This window comes from Clostridia bacterium, assembly GCA_017410375.1.
Lineage (GTDB): Bacteria > Bacillota > Clostridia > RGIG6154 > RGIG6154 > RGIG6154.
In genome coordinates this window covers 39608-59344 of the sequence record JAFQQW010000053.1, presented here as the reverse complement: position 1 = coordinate 59344, position 19737 = coordinate 39608, and the positions used below count along the sequence as shown (strand labels likewise).

General features: G+C 43.1%; 24 protein-coding genes. 21 read left to right on the top strand and 3 right to left on the bottom strand.

Annotation, left to right across the window (positions count from 1 at the left end; all coding sequences use genetic code 11):
* From IJE10_08140 to IJE10_08130, 3 genes are all read right to left on the bottom strand, one after another.
* Positions 1-2421 (bottom strand): DNA translocase FtsK 4TM domain-containing protein, encoded by a 2421-nt coding sequence (locus IJE10_08140; protein ID MBQ2968069.1) that lies wholly within the window; start codon positions 2419-2421, stop codon positions 1-3.
* A 70-nt stretch (positions 2422-2491) separates the two neighbouring features.
* Positions 2492-2677 (bottom strand): hypothetical protein, encoded by a 186-nt coding sequence (locus tag IJE10_08135; GenBank protein MBQ2968068.1) that lies wholly within the window; start codon positions 2675-2677, stop codon positions 2492-2494.
* Positions 2671-3309: an ATP-dependent Clp protease proteolytic subunit gene (locus IJE10_08130; GenBank protein ID MBQ2968067.1), complete on the bottom strand. Its 639-nt coding sequence runs from the start codon at positions 3307-3309 to the stop codon at positions 2671-2673. Before IJE10_08130 ends, IJE10_08135 begins: the two co-directional genes overlap by 7 nt.
* A 118-nt stretch (positions 3310-3427) precedes the next feature.
* Here IJE10_08130 and metA point away from each other — a divergent pair, with 118 nt between their 5' ends.
* From metA to mreC, 21 genes are all read left to right on the top strand, one after another.
* Positions 3428-4369, top strand: coding sequence for a homoserine O-succinyltransferase (gene metA, locus IJE10_08125; protein ID MBQ2968066.1), 942 nt, complete (start codon positions 3428-3430; stop codon positions 4367-4369).
* A 68-nt stretch (positions 4370-4437) separates the two neighbouring features.
* Complete coding sequence (locus tag IJE10_08120; GenBank protein ID MBQ2968065.1) at positions 4438-4683, top strand: AbrB/MazE/SpoVT family DNA-binding domain-containing protein; 246 nt, start codon at positions 4438-4440, stop codon at positions 4681-4683.
* 101 nt (positions 4684-4784) lie between these two features.
* Complete coding sequence (locus IJE10_08115; GenBank protein ID MBQ2968064.1) at positions 4785-5552, top strand: polysaccharide deacetylase family protein; 768 nt, start codon at positions 4785-4787, stop codon at positions 5550-5552.
* Between the two features lie 2 nt (positions 5553-5554).
* Positions 5555-6280: a WecB/TagA/CpsF family glycosyltransferase gene (locus IJE10_08110; GenBank protein ID MBQ2968063.1), complete on the top strand. Its 726-nt coding sequence runs from the start codon at positions 5555-5557 to the stop codon at positions 6278-6280.
* On the top strand, positions 6277-7041 hold the full coding sequence (locus IJE10_08105) for an FAD-dependent thymidylate synthase (protein ID MBQ2968062.1): 765 nt from the start codon (positions 6277-6279) through the stop codon (positions 7039-7041). Before IJE10_08110 ends, IJE10_08105 begins: the two co-directional genes overlap by 4 nt.
* Positions 7041-7712, top strand: a complete 672-nt coding sequence (locus IJE10_08100) for a thymidylate kinase (protein ID MBQ2968061.1) — start codon at positions 7041-7043, stop codon at positions 7710-7712. Before IJE10_08105 ends, IJE10_08100 begins: the two co-directional genes overlap by 1 nt.
* Before the next feature lie 20 nt (positions 7713-7732).
* Positions 7733-8272 carry a DJ-1/PfpI family protein gene (locus IJE10_08095; protein ID MBQ2968060.1) on the top strand — a complete coding sequence of 180 codons (540 nt, stop codon included), beginning with the start codon at positions 7733-7735 and terminating at the stop codon, positions 8270-8272.
* 16 nt (positions 8273-8288) lie between these two features.
* The gene (locus tag IJE10_08090) at positions 8289-8798 is read left to right on the top strand and encodes a 5-formyltetrahydrofolate cyclo-ligase (GenBank protein MBQ2968059.1); all 510 of its coding nucleotides are present in this window, start codon (positions 8289-8291) and stop codon (positions 8796-8798) included.
* On the top strand, positions 8785-9888 hold the full coding sequence (gene mltG, locus IJE10_08085; GenBank protein ID MBQ2968058.1) for an endolytic transglycosylase MltG: 1104 nt from the start codon (positions 8785-8787) through the stop codon (positions 9886-9888). The genes IJE10_08090 and mltG overlap by 14 nt, the downstream gene beginning before the upstream one ends.
* 102 nt (positions 9889-9990) lie before the next feature.
* Positions 9991-10551, top strand: coding sequence for an O-methyltransferase (locus IJE10_08080; GenBank protein MBQ2968057.1), 561 nt, complete (start codon positions 9991-9993; stop codon positions 10549-10551).
* A gap of 3 nt (positions 10552-10554) precedes the next feature.
* Positions 10555-11769, top strand: a complete 1215-nt coding sequence (locus tag IJE10_08075; GenBank protein MBQ2968056.1) for a U32 family peptidase C-terminal domain-containing protein — start codon at positions 10555-10557, stop codon at positions 11767-11769.
* Positions 11770-11818: 49 nt separating this feature from the next.
* Positions 11819-13426, top strand: coding sequence for a penicillin-binding protein 2 (locus IJE10_08070; GenBank protein MBQ2968055.1), 1608 nt, complete (start codon positions 11819-11821; stop codon positions 13424-13426).
* Between the two features lie 7 nt (positions 13427-13433).
* On the top strand, positions 13434-14219 hold the full coding sequence (proB, locus tag IJE10_08065) for a glutamate 5-kinase (protein MBQ2968054.1): 786 nt from the start codon (positions 13434-13436) through the stop codon (positions 14217-14219).
* 14 nt (positions 14220-14233) lie between these two features.
* Complete coding sequence (locus IJE10_08060; protein MBQ2968053.1) at positions 14234-15466, top strand: glutamate-5-semialdehyde dehydrogenase; 1233 nt, start codon at positions 14234-14236, stop codon at positions 15464-15466.
* 12 nt (positions 15467-15478) lie between these two features.
* Positions 15479-16717 (top strand): DNA recombination protein RmuC, encoded by a 1239-nt coding sequence (rmuC, locus tag IJE10_08055; protein ID MBQ2968052.1) that lies wholly within the window; start codon positions 15479-15481, stop codon positions 16715-16717.
* Positions 16718-17257 carry an NUDIX hydrolase gene (locus IJE10_08050; protein ID MBQ2968051.1) on the top strand — a complete coding sequence of 180 codons (540 nt, stop codon included), beginning with the start codon at positions 16718-16720 and terminating at the stop codon, positions 17255-17257. It abuts the gene before it with no gap.
* A gap of 11 nt (positions 17258-17268) precedes the next feature.
* Complete coding sequence (gene zapA / locus IJE10_08045; protein ID MBQ2968050.1) at positions 17269-17634, top strand: cell division protein ZapA; 366 nt, start codon at positions 17269-17271, stop codon at positions 17632-17634.
* Positions 17631-18077 carry a dUTP diphosphatase gene (dut, locus tag IJE10_08040; protein ID MBQ2968049.1) on the top strand — a complete coding sequence of 149 codons (447 nt, stop codon included), beginning with the start codon at positions 17631-17633 and terminating at the stop codon, positions 18075-18077. The genes zapA and dut overlap by 4 nt, the downstream gene beginning before the upstream one ends.
* Complete coding sequence (locus IJE10_08035; protein ID MBQ2968048.1) at positions 18074-18427, top strand: NusG domain II-containing protein; 354 nt, start codon at positions 18074-18076, stop codon at positions 18425-18427. Before dut ends, IJE10_08035 begins: the two co-directional genes overlap by 4 nt.
* Positions 18414-18938: a Gx transporter family protein gene (locus IJE10_08030; protein MBQ2968047.1), complete on the top strand. Its 525-nt coding sequence runs from the start codon at positions 18414-18416 to the stop codon at positions 18936-18938. Before IJE10_08035 ends, IJE10_08030 begins: the two co-directional genes overlap by 14 nt.
* Positions 18916-19734 (top strand): rod shape-determining protein MreC, encoded by an 819-nt coding sequence (gene mreC, locus IJE10_08025; GenBank protein ID MBQ2968046.1) that lies wholly within the window; start codon positions 18916-18918, stop codon positions 19732-19734. The genes IJE10_08030 and mreC overlap by 23 nt, the downstream gene beginning before the upstream one ends.
* The last annotated feature ends 3 nt before the right edge of the window (positions 19735-19737 follow it).

Genomic DNA, 19737 nt, shown 5'->3' with positions numbered 1-19737 from the left:
TTAGTCGGCATCGTATTTCATAGGCTCAGAGAAAATGCCTGTTGCCTTAAGCTCCATGTATTGTTCTTTTGTAATCAGAATTTCACGGGGCTTGCTACCCTGAGAGGGACCCACAATACCGCGCTGTTCCATCTGGTCCATGATGCGTCCCGCTCTTGCAAAGCCGACGCTCATTTTGCGCTGTAACATAGAAGTGGAAGCTTGTCCGATTTCCATGACAATATCAATCGCCTTTGGAAGCAAATCGTCACATTCGCCGCCACCGCTTTCAGCTTTTTCCTTATCCGATACACTTTCTTTTTCAATGTGTTCTAAAATATTGGGGTTATAGCTTGCGGTGCAGGTGGATTTTACAAACTCGATAATCGCATCTCTTTCTTCATCAGAGAGAAATGCACCCTGTACACGGATAGGTTTGGATGCACCTGTGGGGTGATATAGCATATCACCGCGACCTAAAAGCTTTTCAGCACCCGAAGAATCTAAAATGGTACGGGAGTCAATAGCGTTTGAGGTTGCAAATGCAATTCGGGAGGGGATGTTGGCTTTAATTGTACCGGTAATGACATTAACCGACGGACGCTGTGTTGCGATAACTAAGTGCATGCCGGCAGCACGGGCAAGCTGTGCCAGACGGCAAATGGAGTCTTCCACTTCGCCGGGAGCTGCCATCATCAGGTCGGCAAGCTCGTCGATGATAATAACAACCTGTGGCATGGATGCTAAATTGTGCGATTTTGCATAGTTGTTATAGCCTTTGATATCGCGAACCTTTGCTTCTGCAAACATATCGTAGCGGAGCATCATTTCGTTTACTGCCCAGCTTAATGCACCTGCAGCCTTTTTCGGCTTGGTCACGACGGGAGTATCCAAGTGCGGAATGCCGTTATATACACTTAGTTCAACCACCTTCGGGTCAACCATTAAGAGCTTAACCTCATTCGGAGATGCTTTGTACATAATACTTGCGATAATAGAGTTTACACAAACAGATTTACCCGACCCGGTCTGACCTGCAATCAGCAGATGAGGCATTTTGGCAAGGTCTAAAATGATGGGTGTGCCGCTAATGTCTTTACCTAAAGCAACTGCAAGCTTAGAAGGGTGATTCTTAAAGGCATCGCTTTCTAAAACTTCACGCATGCTGACCATATCAATCTCGCGGTTTGCCACTTCAATACCGATAGCTGCTTTGCCCGGAATAGGTGCTTCAATACGGACACCCTGCGCGGCAAGGTTAAGAGCAATATCGTCTGCTAAGTTTACAATTTTACTTACCTTTACACCTGCCATGGGCTGTAATTCGTAGCGGGTGATAGCAGGTCCTTTTGTAACCTGTAAAATCTTCGCTTGCACGCCAAAGCTTGCTAAGGTGGATACCAGCTTTTTCGCATTGGCGTTAATTTCGCTTTCAGTCATGCCTTTTTTGGACTTTTTGTACTGTGTCAGAAGGTCAACGGTAGGGAATTGATAGTTGATAAACAAATCACCGTTGTTTTCGAGCGTGAATGGTTCTTCCTCTTCTTCGGTATCTTCCTCGCTTTCCATGTTCATGGCAACCTGATTATTTTCGTCCACAATGCTGTCAGTAAAGGTTTTGTCGTTTTCGGGCGGAACGGGAGAGTCGGGGCCGATAATGATATCTTCCTCGGGCGGAACATAAATTTCATCGTAGTCAGAGTCATCCTCGTCGCTCAGCTCAGGAACGGCAACAAAAGTGTTTTCGTCTGTTTCGGTTAAAATGCGACCGGCATACTCGCGAGGCTTTTTGCGTTCTTTTTCCTGTTGCTCCTGCACTTTTCGTTCAGCGTGCTTTGCACGGGCTTCTTTTAAATAGGATGCCGCATTTTCCAGAAGATCCTTTACCGAAATATGGAACAGTAAAATGCTGAGAATGGAAATAACACAAATGTATACAATGGCGGTGCCGACTCTGCCGATGCTTAAGGTTTCGGCGAAGAAACGGTAAAGAATACCACCGATGATGCCACCACCGGTAAGCTCGGTTCCCGCTGTAAAAAAGCCGGGAATTGCCTTTATGTAGGAATCATAATCAGGAATTTTCGAACTGAAAAAGTGTATGGTGGCAGAAAGCATAATCATAAGTCCGAGTGTGTAAATGAACTTGCTTTTATGCTTCTTAATTTCCTTTTCAAATAAAAGATTGGTTGCAAGTGCTAGCATATAGAAAGGGCAAAGGTATGCAGTAAAGCCAAAAAATCCAAAGAACAGATTTTTGAAAAATTCACCTACTGCCCCCGTTCCGTCTCCTGCAAAAAATGACGCCAGCAGAAAAAGACCGACCGCTACAATACATATAGCGGTAATCTCAGGCGAAAAAGGAATGGATCGCGGTGCTTTCTGCTTTCCTTTTTTGTTGTTATTATTGTTGCTCGTTTGTGAACGTTTTTTGCGTGCCATATGAATTCCTTTCCGGTTTGTAACCGTTTGTAAATAGATATATCCAGTATAGCACAGAAACGAAAAAAAATCAAGATTTTTCCGCTAAATCGCCGATGTTGTAGTCTAAATATTTTTTCAGGTCTGTAGAGATGATTCTTTGGATTTTGTTTTCGCTGTCCAGTTCTAAAATACCGCCACGGACAGGTCGGAAAGTTTTGGGTGTCCGCTCGGGCGGGAAAATAGTGTCCATCGGCATAATACTGTAAATCAGCATTTGTGCTTACCCCCAATCATTTCGTGTAATTTGCAAAGGGCATCCCGAATGTTGCCGACAGAATCCATAATGCCGTGCTTTACGGTTTCTTCGCCGAATAAAACCGTACCCACATCGTTTGCAATATCCTTGGTTTCGAACATCAGTTTTTTAAAATCTGCTTCTTTTATTTTTGAGTTTTCAGCGATAAAAGAGATAATACGGTCCTGCATCTTATCAAAATAGTCAAACACCTGCGGAACACCGATAATCATGCCGTTCATACGGACAGGATGGATGGTCATGGTGGCAGAGCGGGCGATAAATGAAAAGTCTGCTGCAACCGCCAGGGGTACACCGATGGAATGTCCGCCACCCAAAACCAGCGAGACGGTAGGCTTGCTCATGCCGGCAATCACTTCTGCGATGGCAAGACCTGCCTCTACATCTCCGCCAACCGTGTTTAATAATATCAGAAGTCCTTCGATTTCTTCATCTTCTTCAATGGCAACTAATTGTGGAATGACATGTTCATATTTGGTGGTTTTGTTCTGAGAGGGAAGTATGGTGTGTCCCTCAATCTGTCCGATGATGTTCAGACAATGAATTTTTCCTTTCAAGTCGGTGATACCGTTATCTTTGTTCTGGCTCATATTTGACTCCTTTTTGTAATTTATATACTTATTTTTTTCGCTTTTTATGTAAAAACACTTGAAATTTTTAGCAAAATGAGTATAATGAAAGAAACAGACATAAAAAAGGAGATTGTTTATGCCTATTAAAATTCCGGACAAATTACCGGCAGTGAAAGTACTGCGTGAAGAAAATATTTTTGTTATGACCGAGAAACGGGCATCCAAACAGGATATCCGTCCGCTTAAGGTGCTGATTTTAAACATCATGCCCACCAAGATTGTGACCGAAACACAGCTTTTGCGTTTGTTAGGGAATACACCCATTCAGGTGGAGTTTGATTTGATTCAGACCGCCTCGCACCAGTCCAAAAATACACCGCCCGAGCATTTGGAGCGCTTTTACAAAACCTTTGCGGATGTGAAAAATCAAAACTATGACGGTATGATTATCACCGGTGCACCGGTGGAAAACTTAGAATATAACGAAGTAACCTATTGGGATGAAATTTGCGAAATCATGGAGTGGAGCAAGCATCATGTGACCTCTACATTGCATATTTGCTGGGGTGCACAGGCAGGTATGTACTACCATTACGGTATACAAAAGCAGGCTCTGCCGAAAAAGCTTTCGGGTGTGTACAAGCATAAAACACGCGCCAAAAACGTTAAGCTTCTTCGAGGCTTTGACGATAGCTTTATGGCACCGCATTCCCGTTATACAACCATTCCGAAAGAAGATATCGAAGCATGTTCTGAATTGAAAATTCTTGCAGATTCCAAAGAGGCAGGTGTGTATCTTGTGATTGCCAAAAACGGCAAGCAGGTATTTGTATTCGGTCATTGTGAGTATGATGCAGACACGCTTTCTAAAGAGTATTTCCGCGATTTAGATAAGGGGATTAATCCGGATATTCCCGAAAATTATTTCCCGGATGACAACCCGTCAAAAACACCCAAAATGACCTGGAGAGCACATGCGGCACTTTTGTTTAACAATTGGGTGAACTATTATCTGTACCAGGAGACACCTTATGACTTAAGCCGTATCAACGAGTCGAACGGAAAAGGAAAAAAGTAAATCTTGACAGTTTTTGCCGGATATGGTAAAATATTCCTGTACTTTAAGAGAAAGGGAGGAATGGGAAAATGAAACCGACCGGCATCGTAAGACCAATTGATGAACTGGGCAGATTGGTTCTTCCGAAAGAATTGCGTAAAAAATTCAATATTTCTCCTAAAGACAGTGTAGAATTCTGGGTGGACGGAGATTGTGTTGTGCTGAAAAAATATGAGCCTGCCTGCATCTTTTGCGGAGAAGGTAAAAATATGGTGCAGTACGAAAATCGCAACATTTGTTCTGCATGCCTGAAAAAAATAACCAAAATCAAATAAAATGCTTTTTTTCGAAAGAAAAAAGGCATTTTTTGTTGCAAAATTCTTATGTTTATGTTATACTGAATTTGTATGTATTTTAAATAAAGATGTGGTGAAAAATGAGAAAAATTCTTGCACTTTTATTGATGGTGCTTTGCCTGCCTCCTGTAGTGGTGCAGGCTGAAACCGTCGTGCCCGTACTGATGTATCACAATCTCAACGAAACCTATGCACCTGAAAACGCAAATATTGAAATGAAGCCTTCTGAATTTGAAGAGCAGATGGTTGCACTTTTAAATGCAGGCTATACACCGATTTCGCTTTATCAGTACGCGCGTTTTGAAGCCGGGGAGGAAACACTTCCCGAAAAGCCGGTTATCATAACCTTTGATGACGGATATCTGAATAACTACACCCATGCGTTTCCGATTGTCAAAAAGTACAATATTCCCATTACGATATTTGTGATTACCCAGTACATGGGGATGCGGGACGGTGTAACCTATCCGCATTTTACCTGGGAGCAGGCAAAAGAAATGCAGGAATCGGGCTTGGTTGAAATTGAAAGCCATACCTGTGCACACAGCGATTTTATGTTGGCAGACCGGGAAACGATTTTAAAAGAGCTTCGCTTGTCCAAATATTTAATTTACAAGCATATCGGAAAAGAAGCAAAGTTTTTAGCATATCCTTATGGAAACTACACACCTGAAGTACAGAAAGAAGCTCGGAATGCCGGATATCTCGGTTGTGTGAAGGTCAAAGCCGTAACGCCGGGTGTGAACCGTAAGGGTGATGATATCTATGCGCTAAAGCGCATTACGGCAAGCGGTGGCGTAAGCGGTGCCGAACTGATTCGGTGCATTGAAGAAAATAAGAGGTGGTAAACATGAAAACAAATATTTTTGGTGTTTTATTTGATAATTTTACAATTTCCGAAACGGTAGAAAAAGCGGTTTCATTTGAAAATGCTCCGTTTGTACTGTATACTCCGAACCCGGAGATTGTGCAGATTGCAAAAAAAGAGCCGGAGTTTTGTGAAGTGTTAAATACTGCAAACGTAGTAACGCCCGATGGTATCGGTATTGTGTATGCTTCCAAAATTTTAGGCGGACATATTAAAGAACGCGCGGCAGGCTTTGATATTTGTTGCGGTATACTGGAAAAACTTGCACAAAAGGGCGGATCGGTCTACTTGTTTGGTGGAAAGCCCGGTGTGGCAGAGCAGGCAAAGGCAAAGGTGGAAGAAAGCTACAAAGGCATTACGGTTTGCGGTGTGGCAGACGGCTATTTTGATGCTGAAAAGGAAAAACAAATTGTTGCTGACATCTCTGAAAAGGCACCCGACTTATTGCTGGTATGCCTTGGGGCGCCCAAGCAGGAAAAATGGATTGCACAAAATAAAGATATTTTGAATGCGAAAATTTTAGTGGGTGCGGGCGGAACGATTGACGTGCTTTCGGGTAACACAAAGCGTGCACCTGAAATCTTTATCAAGCTTGGTCTGGAGTGGTTTTACCGTTTGCTTTGTGAACCCAAGCGCATCGGCAGAATGATGCAGTTACCGCTGTTTTTACTGGAAGTTGTTTTTAAGAGAGGAAAGTTGAGAAAATGAGAGTTGAACTTTTACAATATACACCCAATTGTGAAAAATTGATTGCGGCAAGTGCAAAGCTTTGCTATTCCAGTGCAGGCATTGATGGGTTGCTGGACAATCTGGAAAAAGATAACACAGAGAAATTTTTGAAAATGCTGGTTTCTATCGGACACGAAAGTCCGATTGAGCACGCCAGCTTCACCTTTGGGGTAGAGGGTGTTTCCAGATCTCTGACCCATCAGTTGGTGCGCCACAGAATCGCAAGCTACACACAAAAATCCCAGAGATATGTAAAAGAGGGACAGTTTGAATATGTGATTCCGCCTGAAATTGCGCAGGATGAAGAAGCCAAAAGGGTGTTTATTCAAACTATGGAACAGGAACAGCAGGCTTATGATGAACTGACAACAATTTTGCAAAAAAAACATAAAGCAACCTTCATTGCAGAAGGCTTAGACGAAAAGGAAGCGGAGAAAAAGGCTGAAAAAAAGGCGATTGAAGATGCAAGATATGTATTGCCGAATGCCTGCACAACCGCAATCATTATGACCTTTAATGCAAGAAGTCTTTATAATTTCTTCGAACATCGTTGCTGTGAGCGCGCCCAGTGGGAAATCCGCGAAATGGCAAACGAAATGCTTCGTCTGGTAAAAGAGGTAGCGCCTATTCTGTTTGAAAAAAGCGGACCGCCGTGCCTGAAAAAAGCATGTCCCGAGGGGAAAATGTCCTGTGGGAAAATGCTTGAAAAACGCGCAATGTACTTAAAGGAGACGAAGTAATGGGCAAACTGATTGTAATTGAAGGGTTAGACTCCAGCGGGAAGCAAACCCAGACCGAGCTTTTGGTTAAAGCGCTTTTGCAAGAAGGGAAAAAAGTAAAAAAAGTTTCTTTCCCTTGCTATGACGAGCCATCTTCTGCACTGGTAAAAATGTATCTGGCAGGAGAGTTCGGGCAGGATGCGGAAAGTGTCAATCCGTATGCTGCTTCTTCCTTTTACGCGGTAGATCGTTTTGCATCCTTCAAAAAGGATTGGGAAGCATTTTATAATGACGGCGGAATTGTGGTTGCGGACCGCTATACTACCTCCAATATGATTCATCAGGCAGGAAAAATCAAAGATACAGCAGAGCGGGACGCGTATTTGCATTGGCTGTTTGAATACGAGTTTTCGTATCTGAAATTACCCGAGCCGGATGTGGTTCTGTTTCTGGAGATGGAGCCATCCTTTTCGGAAAAGCTTATGGCAGAGCGTGCCAATAAGATTACCGGAAGCATGGAAAAGGATATTCATGAAAATGATAAGAATCACCTGCGCAACAGCTATGAAAGCGCAATCTATGTGGCACAGAAATTCGGTTGGCAGCGGGTGCAGTGTGTGAAGCAGGATGCGCTTCGCACCATTGAAGATATACACGTTGAAATTTTGAAAAATGCTTTAAAGTATTGCTGACAGAAAGGCGGTCAAAGGGAATGGTATATACAGTTTTGGCAGAAGGCTTTGAAGAAATCGAAGCGCTTACGGTGGTGGATATTTTACGCCGTGCTAATGTTGAGGTGAAAATGGCATCTGCAGACGGCACCATGATTGTACAGGGGGCGCACGGCATTGAAGTGAAGGCGGACTGTGCCTTAGAGGATGCAGAGGTTTCTGAACTTTTGTTTCTGCCCGGCGGAATGCCCGGTGTGTTGAATTTACAGAAAACAGATGCTGTGATTGAATTGATTGAAAAATATGCAAAAAGTGAAAACGGATATATAGCAGCGATTTGTGCGGCACCAAAAATTTTAGGAGAAATGGGTCTTTTGAAGGACAAGCATGCGGTTTGCTATCCGGGCTTTGAAGAAACTCTGCTGGGGGCAACCGTTCTGAAGGATGCAGTTGTACAAGAAGACAGAATCATTACTTCGCGCGGTGCAGGTACTGCGGCGGCACTGGCTTTTCACCTGGTTTCGCTTCTTAAGGATGATGAAACGGCTGAACAACTGAGAAACGGTATGATTTATGCGTAAAGCGGAACTCAGGGCCTTGATGAAGGCGAAGCGTAACAGTCTCAGCGATGCAGAGGTGCAAAGTAAAAGCCTTGCCGTGTGTGAAACGGTTAAGCAAATGTACCCGAATCGAGATATGTACGTATGTGCTTACGCATCCATACAGAATGAAGTGGATATTTCTGCACTTTTTACGTTTTATAAAAACGTTTTTCTGCCGGTAACCGAGGGGGATACAATTTCTTTTTACCGATTGAGTGAAACATTAACAAAAGGCTTGTTCGGGGTGCCCGAGCCCGAACGGGATGCGATGCTTACCTGTGAGCCGGATGTTGTGCTGGTTCCCGGTGTTGCATTTGATGAGCAACAAAACAGGACGGGCTATGGAAAAGGCTATTACGACCGCTTCTTGAAAAACAAAGCCTGCGATGCTGTGGGCATCGCATACGATTTTCAGGTGGTCGGAAGAATAGAAGATGTTCATGAATCTGATATGAAGATGAACAAAATTATAACAGAGAGAAGGGTGATTGATGGAACAGAATAAGAATTTACCGGAAGAACATATTAGTGAACAACCGGAAGAAATGGTAAACGACCCAATTATGGAAAAGTACCTTTCCAGAAAGAAGAAGAAAAAGAAGAAATTTCAGCATTTGAAAAACATACTCCTGATTGTTTTGATTTTGGCGATAATACTGTTGGTTATTGAGTTTTCCGGCATCGGCAGAAAAAGAAATACGACTGTTGAAATCCCGGAGGGGGTTGGAACGCGGTATATTGCACAGCTTTTAAAAGAGAACGACTACATTGGAAATGATGTTCTGTTTACAGTCTATTCCGTGTTGACCGGCAGAACATACAAGGAAGGACCGCATTTTATTGCAGACACCGGGTATGCCAATATTGCAGATGCCTTAGAAACCGACACCTTTGTGGAAACAGTAAACATGACCTTTTATGAGGGTATGGAGCTTCGTGAAATTAAAGCAAATTTAGTGGAAAAGGGGCTTTGTACAGCGGAAGAGTTTGATACTTATGCAGATAAAGCCTATTACGAATTTGAATTCTTAAAGGAAATACCTGACAGAGAAAATGAATTGGAGGGCTATTTGTTCCCGGATACCTATAATTTCTCTTTTGAAGAGGGTGCGAAAAGCATCATCAACAAAATGCTTGCAAACTTTGATAAGAAAGTATATCAGCCCTATAAACAAGATATTAAAAATCAACATCTTTCTTTGGATAATGTAATTATTATGGCATCCGTGGTGGAAAGAGAAGCAGCAGACAAAAATGAGCTGGATCTTGTCAGCGGTGTGTTCTACAACCGTTTAAATAAAAAAGGTGAAGGGTACGGCAAGCTGGAATCCTGTGCTACTGTGCAGTACATCTTGCAGGAACGTAAGGATGTGCTCACCATAGAGGATACAGAGATAGATTCTCCGTATAACACCTATAAATATTCCGGGCTGCCGGTAGGCCCGATTGCTTCTCCGGGATTGGGTGCAATTGAGGCAGCAATTTTCCCGGCGAACACCGACTACTTGTTTTTTGTGGCAGACGGAAACGGAACCCATTATTTTGCAGAAACATTTGCAGAACATCAAGAAAATACGAGAAAGGCCGGATTGTAATTGGCAGGAGAGAAAATCAATTTAGATTACATAACCGAATATCTGCATACGCTTTTTCCGCCGAAGGATGATTTTCTGGCGGAACTCGAAGCGTATGCAAAAATGCACGATGTACCGATTATTCATCCTGAGGTGCGGGCGCTTTTGCAGTTTTTGTGCAAGCTTTCAAAGCCGTGCCGTATTCTGGAAGTGGGTACAGCTATCGGTTATTCTGCCATTGTGTTTGCAAGAGAACTTCCTGAAAACGGACGGCTGATTACCGTTGAACGCGAACCGGAAATGACTTCTCTCGCGCTTTCAAATATTGAAAAGGCAAATCTGAACGAAAAGATTCGTGTGATTGAAGGGGAAGCGTTAGAAGTGCTTTCTTGTCTTAACAGCAAGTTTGACTTGGTGTTTATTGATGCGGCTAAAGGTTATTATCACGAATTTTTTGAACTGATTTTACCGCTTATGAATGACGGCGGACTGATTGTATCGGACAACGTTTTGTACAAAGGCATGACCGCATCGGATGATTTGGTGAAAAGACGGCAGAAAACTATTGTAGGCAGAATGCGGGAGTATCTGGAAATGCTGTGCAATCATCCTAAACTGACTACTTCGGTTTTACCATTAGGCGACGGTGTGGCATTGTCTTATTATGCAGAGAAAGGGAAATAAACCATGAAGCGACCTGAAATTTTAGCTCCTGCAGGGAGTCTTTCAAAATTAAAATTTGCATTTACTTACGGTGCCGATGCGGTGTATGTGGGTGGCGAAGCCTTTTCGTTGCGCGAAGCTGCTGAGAATTTTACCATGGAAGAACTGGCTGAAGGAATACAGTATGCCCATGAACGGGGAAAAAAGGTGTATATTACAGCCAACATCTTACCGCATAATAAGGATTTAGAACCGTTCAAGCAGTACATTAAAGAAGTGGCGGACATGGGTGCCGATGCGGCAATCATCAGCGATTTGGGACTTTTTGATCTGGCAAGAACCATTGCGCCGGAGTTAGATATTCATATCAGTACCCAGGCAAACAACGTAAACTATGCTTCGGCAAATGCCTGGTATAAAATGGGTGCAAAACGCATTATTGTTGCCCGTGAACTTTCAATTGAAGAAATTAAAGAATTCCGTGCCAACGTGCCGGAGGATTTGGAATTGGAATGCTTTGTACATGGTGCAATGTGTATTTCTTACTCGGGCAGGTGTTTGCTTTCCAACTACATGACCGGCCGTGACAGTAACCAGGGTGCCTGTGCGCATCCCTGCCGTTGGAAGTATTATTTGATGGAGGAACAACGTCCCGGAGAATACATGCCTGTTTTTGAAAATGAACGGGGTACTTTTATTTACAACTCCAAGGATTTGTGTATGATTCACCATTTGAAAGAGCTTGTGGATGCGGGTATATCCAGCCTGAAGATTGAAGGCAGAGTTAAGACTGAATACTATGTAGCGACCGTTACCAAAGCCTATAAGGATGCTTTAGACGATGCTGTAAACGATAAGCCATTTAATGAAAACCATTATAAAGAACTGGAAAAAATCAGTCATCGGGAATATACAACCGGATTCTTTTTCGGAAAGCCTGACGGCAATCAGCAGATTTATACCAGCAGTTCTTATAAACGGTTGTATGATTTGGTGGGAATCGTAGAGGAATATGACGAAAAAGAGCAGATGCTGTATGTGCAACAACGCAACAAGTTTAAAGTAGGGGACGTGCTTGAAATTCTGCGTCCCGAGGGTGAAGCTTTGTCTTTTACGGTGAAAGAAATGTTCAACGAAAAAGGGGAGTCAATTGAATCTTGCCCCCATGCTATGATGAAGCTTAAGATTCCCTGTGGCGTTTCATGCCCAAAAGATTCCATATTGAGAAAAGAAAAATAAAGGATAGCCTTCTGTGTTTTGTTAAAAATAAAACACGGAGGGCTTTTTTATGAAACGAATATGGTGGATGTTTTGTGTTGCACTATTCTGTTTTGTCGGATTGGGAATCCGTCTTTACGGTCTTATGATTACCGAAGGTGCAATTTATAAAAGTATGGCAGAAAAGCAACAAAGCTATCAGATAGAATTGAATCGCGGAAGAGGCAATATTTATGACAGAAATTTGCTGAGCTTTACAGCGGTAGGCAAGAAAAAAGTTCTGGTTGTGGTAGAAAGCGGAAACGAAGTTCGCGACTTTAATTTGCTTTCGGAGATAGACCGCGAAAAGGCGCCGCAATATTTTAAAATGCTTCAGAAAGACGGAATTGTGTATATAGATGTGCAGTGGGACTTTGATAACGACAGGATTGAAAACCATCCGAATGTATGCGTAATTGAGGACACCAAGCGGTACGCAGATGAAGGTAATGGTGCGGTAACAATCGGTTACCTGCAGGATACAAAAGGTGCCAGTGGAATTGAGTTTGCCTGCGAAGAATATCTTGAAAATGGTGACGGATATACGGTAAATGTCTGTAAGGATGCATTCGGCGGTTTATTGCCCGGACTTAGCTTTGCAATGGAGAAAACAGATGGTAAGCTGTTAAAGACAACCTTAAACAAAAAATACACCAGAATTTGTCAGGATGCACTGGAAAATGTTTCGGGAGCGGCGGTGCTTTTGGATGTGCAGACGTTTGATCTGATAGCAATGGTTTCTTCGCCTACATTTAATCCGAATTTTCTAGAGGGATATTTGCAGGATGAAGCTTTACCGTTACTGAATCGGGCGACTGCCATGTATGATATGGGGTCCATTTTCAAGATTGTGGTACTTGCCGCGGCACTGGAAGAAAACGCAGTCTCTCCTAAGGATATTTTTGATTGCAATAGCGAAAAAATGGTGGGTGATGTGCGATTTTCGTGCAAAAATCACCCAAATTTGAAAAAAATGTCTGTAGAGCAGGCGTTCCTGCATTCTTGTAACTCAGTTTTTATTGACATTGGGCAAAAAACGGAGTATAATAATATATTGGATATGGCTAAATCTTTTGGACTTGGAGAGAATTTAATTCATCCGGTTGACTTTCCGCAAAACAAAGGTGTTTTGCCGGATGAAACAGAATATTATGCGGCGGATTTAGCAAATATTTCCATCGGACAGGGGAAATTACTCGGAACAGCAGTACACGGTGCGGTTTTAAGTGCTGTTATCGCAAACGGTGGTGTACGCAGGCAGATAAACTTAACGGACAGCCTTCTGAATGCAGATTTAAGTTTTTATAAAAGCCTAAGAAAATCAGGAGAGATCCGTGTACTTTCCGAAAAAAATGCCAATATCATAAAAAACATGATGATTAAAACCGTAAAAGACGGAACGGGGCAGAATGCATATTCGGAAAAGGTAAGCTGTGGCGGAAAAACCGGAAGTGCACAGACGGGAATCCGCATTGGTGATACCGAATATGTTCATGGCTGGTTTACCGGCTTCTTTCCGGCAGAAAAACCAAAGTATGCCCTTTGTATATTTGTAGAAAACGGACGATCGGGCGCGCAAAGCGCAGCACCGATTTTTAAAGAAATTCAGCAAAAAATAGCACAGACGGAGGATTTATAACAAAATGATTCGTAAGGCATTAAAAGAAACAAAGCGTGTAGTGGTAAAGGTAGGCACCTCTACACTTACATATGAAAACGGAAAACTGAATTTAAGACGTATTGAACAGCTGGTACGCGTGCTCTCTGATTTAAAAAACAGAGGCATGGAGGTTATTCTGGTTTCCTCGGGTGCAATCGGTGTCGGCGTTGGAAAGCTTGGTCTTAAGCACAAGCCGACCATTACAATGGAAAAGCAGGCAGCAGCAGCTGTGGGACAGTGCGAGTTGATGTATTTGTATGATAAAATCTTTTCAGAATACGGTTATTCTACTGCGCAGGTTCTTTTAACCAAGGATGTTATTGAAAACAAAGAACGAAAACAGAATGTTGTGAACACATTTATTACATTACTCCGGATGGATGTGGTGCCGGTTGTGAATGAAAATGATGCCATTTCGGTTGAAGAAATTGAGTTTGGCGATAACGATACTTTATCTGCGGTTGTTGCGTGCCTTACCGACTCCGAAACGCTGGTTATTCTGACGGATATTGACGGCTTGTATTCCGAAAATCCGAAGGAAAATCCGGATGCGGAACTGATTTCGGATGTATACGAAATTAATGAGGATTTGAAGAAGATAGCAGGTGGTGCAGGCAGTAACCGCGGTACGGGCGGAATGATCACTAAGGTAATGGCTGCTGAAATTGCCACAAAATCCGGTATACATACGGTGGTTTGTAACGGTGCCGACCCCGGCATTTTGTACAGCTTATTTGACGGTGAAAATGTAGGTACCGTCTTTCATGCATAATTTGGAGGTAGAATATGGAAAAAATCGGACAACTGGCAAAAAGTGCATCAAAATCAGTGGGCAGAGCATCTACTGTGCTCAAAAATGAAGCTTTAACCAAAATTGCAGAAGCGTTGCTAAAAAATGAGCATGATATAATCATTGAAAACGCTAAAGATGTTATTCAGGCGAGAATCAACGGTATGAAGGATTCTTTGATTGACCGTCTGGCGCTGAATCATGACCGCATTCAGGCAATCGCAGATTCTGTACTGGATATCGTAAAGCTGGATGACCCGGTAGGAGAAGTGCTTTCTATGACCAAACGTCCCAACGGCTTGCTGATTGGTAAAAAGCGCGTACCGATGGGGGTTATCGGCATTATATTTGAAGCGCGTCCCAATGTAACGGTGGATGCGGCGGCGCTTTGCTTAAAAGCCGGCAGTGCCGTGATTTTGAAAGGTGGCAGCGATGCTATTTTTTCCAACAAAGCCATTGTGCAGGTGATGCGGGATGCTATAAAGGATATTTTAGACCCGAATTGCATCCAGCTGATTGAAGATACATCCCGGGAAAGCACCATGAAGCTTATGAAAATGAATGCTTTTGTGGATTTGCTGATTCCTAGAGGTGGAGCAGGACTTATCCGTGCGGTTGTGGAGAATGCTACGGTGCCTGTCATTGAAACCGGCACGGGCAATTGTCACATTTATGTGGATGAATCTGCAAATACAGACATGGCACTTGAAATTTTAATGAATGCCAAAACCCAGCGAACAGGGGTATGTAATGCGGCAGAAAGTCTTTTGGTGCATGAAAAAATTGCAGATGTATTTTTGCCGAAAGCAATTACGGCTTTAACCGATGCAGGCTGTGAAATCCGCGGTTGCGCACAGACACAAAAATATTCAGATGTGGTTTTGCCTGCAACCGAAGAGGATTATGCAACCGAATATCTGGATTTGGTGATATCCTGTAAGGTAGTACCGGATTTAGAATGTGCAATTGACCACATTAATGCAAACAGCACAGGACATTCTGAATGTATTGTAACCAATAATTACGACAACGCAAACCGTTTCTTGGATGAAATTGATTCCGCGGCGGTTTATGTAAATGCGTCCACACGTTTTACTGACGGAGGTGAATTCGGATTTGGTGCGGAAATGGGCATTTCAACCCAGAAAATGCACGCACGCGGACCGATGGGCTTAAAGGAAATCACCACAACTAAGTATATTATTTACGGAAACGGACAAACCCGTTAAGGAGAAAGAAAAATGGAGATTGCAATTTTAGCGGCATTACTGCTTTTGATAGTCCTGGTGCTTGTTCTGCTTTTGAAAAACAGCAAAAAAGAGGATTATAAGACAGAAATCAATGCTATCCGAAAAGAAACAGTGGGTGAGGTAAACTCGTCCATGCAAACCTTTTCGACCCTTATGACCAATACAAATTTGCAAAACGCATCGGCACAGACAGAACTTTTAAAGCAGATGGACAAGCGGATTTCTGATTTTGTGCTGGAAAATGAGCAAAAACTCGAAAACATCCGTCGTACCATGGAAAGCCGATTAACTGTTTTGCAGGAAGAAAACAATAAACGTCTTGATAAAATGAATGAGACGGTGAACGAAAAACTGCAGAAAACCCTGGAGGACCGCATTGGTCAATCCTTTAAAATGGTTAGCGAGCGGTTGGAGCAGGTATATAAAACTTTAGGCGAAATGCAGTCTTTGGCAACCGGTGTCGGCGACTTGAAAAAAGTGCTTTCCAATGTTAAAACCCGTGGTATTTTAGGAGAAATTCAGCTTGGAAGTATTTTAGAGCAGATTATGCCTCCTGAACAGTATGCGACTAACGTGGCAACCAAAAAAGGCGAGAAAAACGTGGTGGAATATGCGGTGATTTTACCGGGCGACGGGGATCACACGGTGTATCTGCCCATTGATGCAAAGTTTCCTGCAGACGCGTATTCTAATCTGATGGATGCATATGATTCCGCGGATTCTACCCGAATTAATGAAGCGGCGGTTATGCTGGAAAGACGTATTAAAAGCTTTGCAAAGGATATTTCAGATAAATATATTGCACCCCCTGAAACTACGGATTTTGCGATTATGTTTCTGCCTACGGAAGGATTGTATGCAGAGGTTTTGCGCAGAAACCTTTCGGAAGTGCTTCAGCGGGACTATAAAGTTATTGTAGCAGGCCCCACAAATATGGCGGCAATTCTGAACAGCTTACAGATGGGCTTTCGTACTCTTGCTATTCAGAAACGCTCGGGTGAAGTGTGGGATGTGCTTGGTGCGGTCAAGACGGAATTTGATAAATTTGCGACGGTGCTTGAGTCGGCTCAAAAACGTATTGAAATGGCAAACAATGATTTGGACAAACTTGTGGGCACGCGTACCCGCGTTATTCAAAGAAAGCTTAAGTCTGTAACTGCATTACCCGAGTCGGAAACTGTAGAGCTGCTGGGCAAAGATGTGTTTACAGATTCGGAAGAGGTGGAATAAATGGAATTATTTGAAAAAATACAGGCTTCTGATACCAAATACAAGGGGAAAGTTTTAACCCTCCGTGTTGACCGTGTCGAGCTTCCGAACGGAGACAATGCCTGCCGTGAGGTGGTTGAGCACAATGGTGCTGTTGGTGTTGTACCCATAACCGAGGATGGAGAAATCATTCTGGTGCGTCAGTTCCGGGCGGCATCCCGCAAGGTTATGCTGGAGATTCCTGCAGGAAAGCTTGAAAAAGGCGAAGACCCTTTGGCGTGCGGTCTACGTGAACTGGAAGAAGAAACCGGTTTTAAGGCAGGCAATATTGAAAAACTTATCACATACTATTCTTCGCCGGCGATTCTTGAGGAGGTGCTTCATCTTTATATTGCGACGGACCTTATTCCCGGCAAGGTTCACTTAGATGAAGATGAGTTCTTAGAGTGTATCAAAATACCTGTTGATGAAATGAAACAAAAGATAATTAATGGTGAAATTCAGGATGCAAAAACGGTTATCGGCGTGTTACTTGCATCGGAAATTTTATGTAAAAAGTAGGAGAGAAAGCTATGAAGGATACGATGAAAACCACAATTCGTTTACTGGGTAACGACTATACCATTACCTGCACCGATAGTGAAGAATATGTGCACAGAGTGGCATTTTATGTAGACAAAAAGCTGACTGAAATCACGGGACGCAATTCCAGACTCAGTACCAATATGGCGGCAGTTTTAGCATCTGTTAATATTGCAGATGAACTTTTCAAGGTGCGTGAGGAGCTGGAAAAATTACAAAATGCACACGAAACCCTTCTTGAAAAAAACAAAGATAATGAGAAAATGATTACCGCTCAAAAACGGGACAATGAAGTTTTGAGACAGGAAATTCAGAGACTTAAAATAGAAATTGCGAAGCTTGAGGTGAGACAATGAGTAAAATCACGGTCAGAATCAAACGTCTCAGAGACAATGCGGAATTACCTTTTTATGCGACAGAAGGCAGTGCCGGGATGGATTTAAAAGCTGCATTGGAAGAGCCTTTGTTGCTGAAAAAGGGTGAAACGCAGTTTGTACCGACAGGAATCGCCATTTCTATTCCTGATGCCTCTTACGGTGCGTTCATTTTTGCCAGAAGCGGTCTTGCGTGCAAAAACGGCATTGCACTTGCAAACAGTGTAGGTGTTATTGACAGCGATTATCGCGGAGAAATCAAGTGTGCACTGATTAATCTCGGCACATCTGATTTTACGATTTATCCCGGTGACCGAATAGCACAAATGGTATTTATGCCTGTTTCGCAGGTGAATCTGCAGGAAGTTTCCGATTTAGATGAAACAGAGCGGGGAATCGGCGGATTCGGATCTACCGGCGTATGAAAAAATGGGATTTTTTTGTATGCGGTCTGGTTTTGTTTGTTGGTATCGGTCTGCTGTTTTCACTTGGTGGAAAGCAAAGCGGTTCTAAAATTGAAATTTATGTAAACGGAGAGCTGAACAGTGTATATAGCCTGTCCAAAGACGCTGTGGTAAACATTCAATCCGAATTCGGAGAAAACACCGTAAAAATTGAAAACGGACAAGCAAGCGTTGTTAACACCACTTGCAAAGACAAGCTTGAAATGGATGCCGGTGCGATTTCCAAATGTGGAGAGAGTTTGATTTGCTTGCCCAATCGTTTGGTTATCACGGTTTCAGGGGAAGGAGCGGTGGACGGTGTCAGCTACTAAGAAAAATCTGACTTGTGCCTGCCTTGTTACGGTTGGTTTGATTTTAGGATACATAGAAAGCACCTTTTTTCCTGTTATACCGCTTTACGGATTGAAAATCGGTTTTTCCAACCTTGCTGTTTTAGTGGCGCTATTTGCTTTCGGAGCAAAATATGCCTTAGGGGTAGGTTTGTTAAAGGCGGTACTCAGCGGATTTTTGTTCTCGGGAGCCATGAGCATTTTTTACGGTGCTGTTGGCATTTCTTTTGCGGTGCTTGGCATGTGTATGCTAATGAAAACAGGTAAATGCAGTATTTTGGGCATCAGTGTTTTGGGCAGCAGTTTGTTTCAGGTGGGACAGATTGCGGTGGCATGTTGTTTTTTGCAGTCTTCAGCTCCGCTGTATTATCTATCATATCTGTTAATCGGAAGTGTTCCGTGCGGTTTGCTTTGTGGAGGTATTGCTTGGCTGATTGGACGGAAAACACGACTTTTGAAGGAGTTTATATATGAAAAGAAAGATGAATGTTAAAAAGAAAAGATTGCTTTGTATTATATTAGCGGTTGTATTACTTGTTGCATTGATTCCGCCGCTTCGTAATTTTGTTCTGAATATCGGGGGTACAATCATCTCACCGTTTACATCTGCCATGAACAGCGGAAGCAAAGGTGTTTCCGGGTTGGTTTATTCCATAACCCATGCCGGGGGTGTACACAAACAGAATCAAAAGCTTCAATTACAGCTTTCTACATTGGAAAATGAGCTTGCCGCGTATGAAGGCTTAAAGCGTGAGAATGAACGTCTGAATAAGTTGCTTGCACTTCGGGAGGCGTATACTAAGCTGGATACTGTGGCGGCAGAAATTATTGCAAAGGAAGACGGGAACTGGTTCAGTACCTTTACCATCAATAAAGGTAAAGGGGATGGTATTAAATCTAACCAACCGGTCATTTCCGGCAACGGTCTTGTAGGACGTACTGCCGAAGTTGGACCGAATTGGGCTAAGGTTGTGGCGGTTATTGATACCGAGCATGCGGTAAGCGGTAAGGTGGCAAGAAACGGCGACTATGTTCTGGTTGAAGGGCATATTACCCTGATGCATGACGGAAAATGCCGGATGACAAACATTACCGAGGATGCCGATATTGTTGCAGGTGATACCATTATCAGTTCCGGCATGGGCGGTGTGTATCCGGAAGGGATCGTAATCGGAACTGTTGAATCCTTTGAAAAGTCCGAAACCGGGTCCGGAAGCTACGCTATCATAAAGCCTGCGGTGGATTTCCAACGGGTACAAGAGGTGCTTGTCCTCAAAACGGAGGCATAAGGT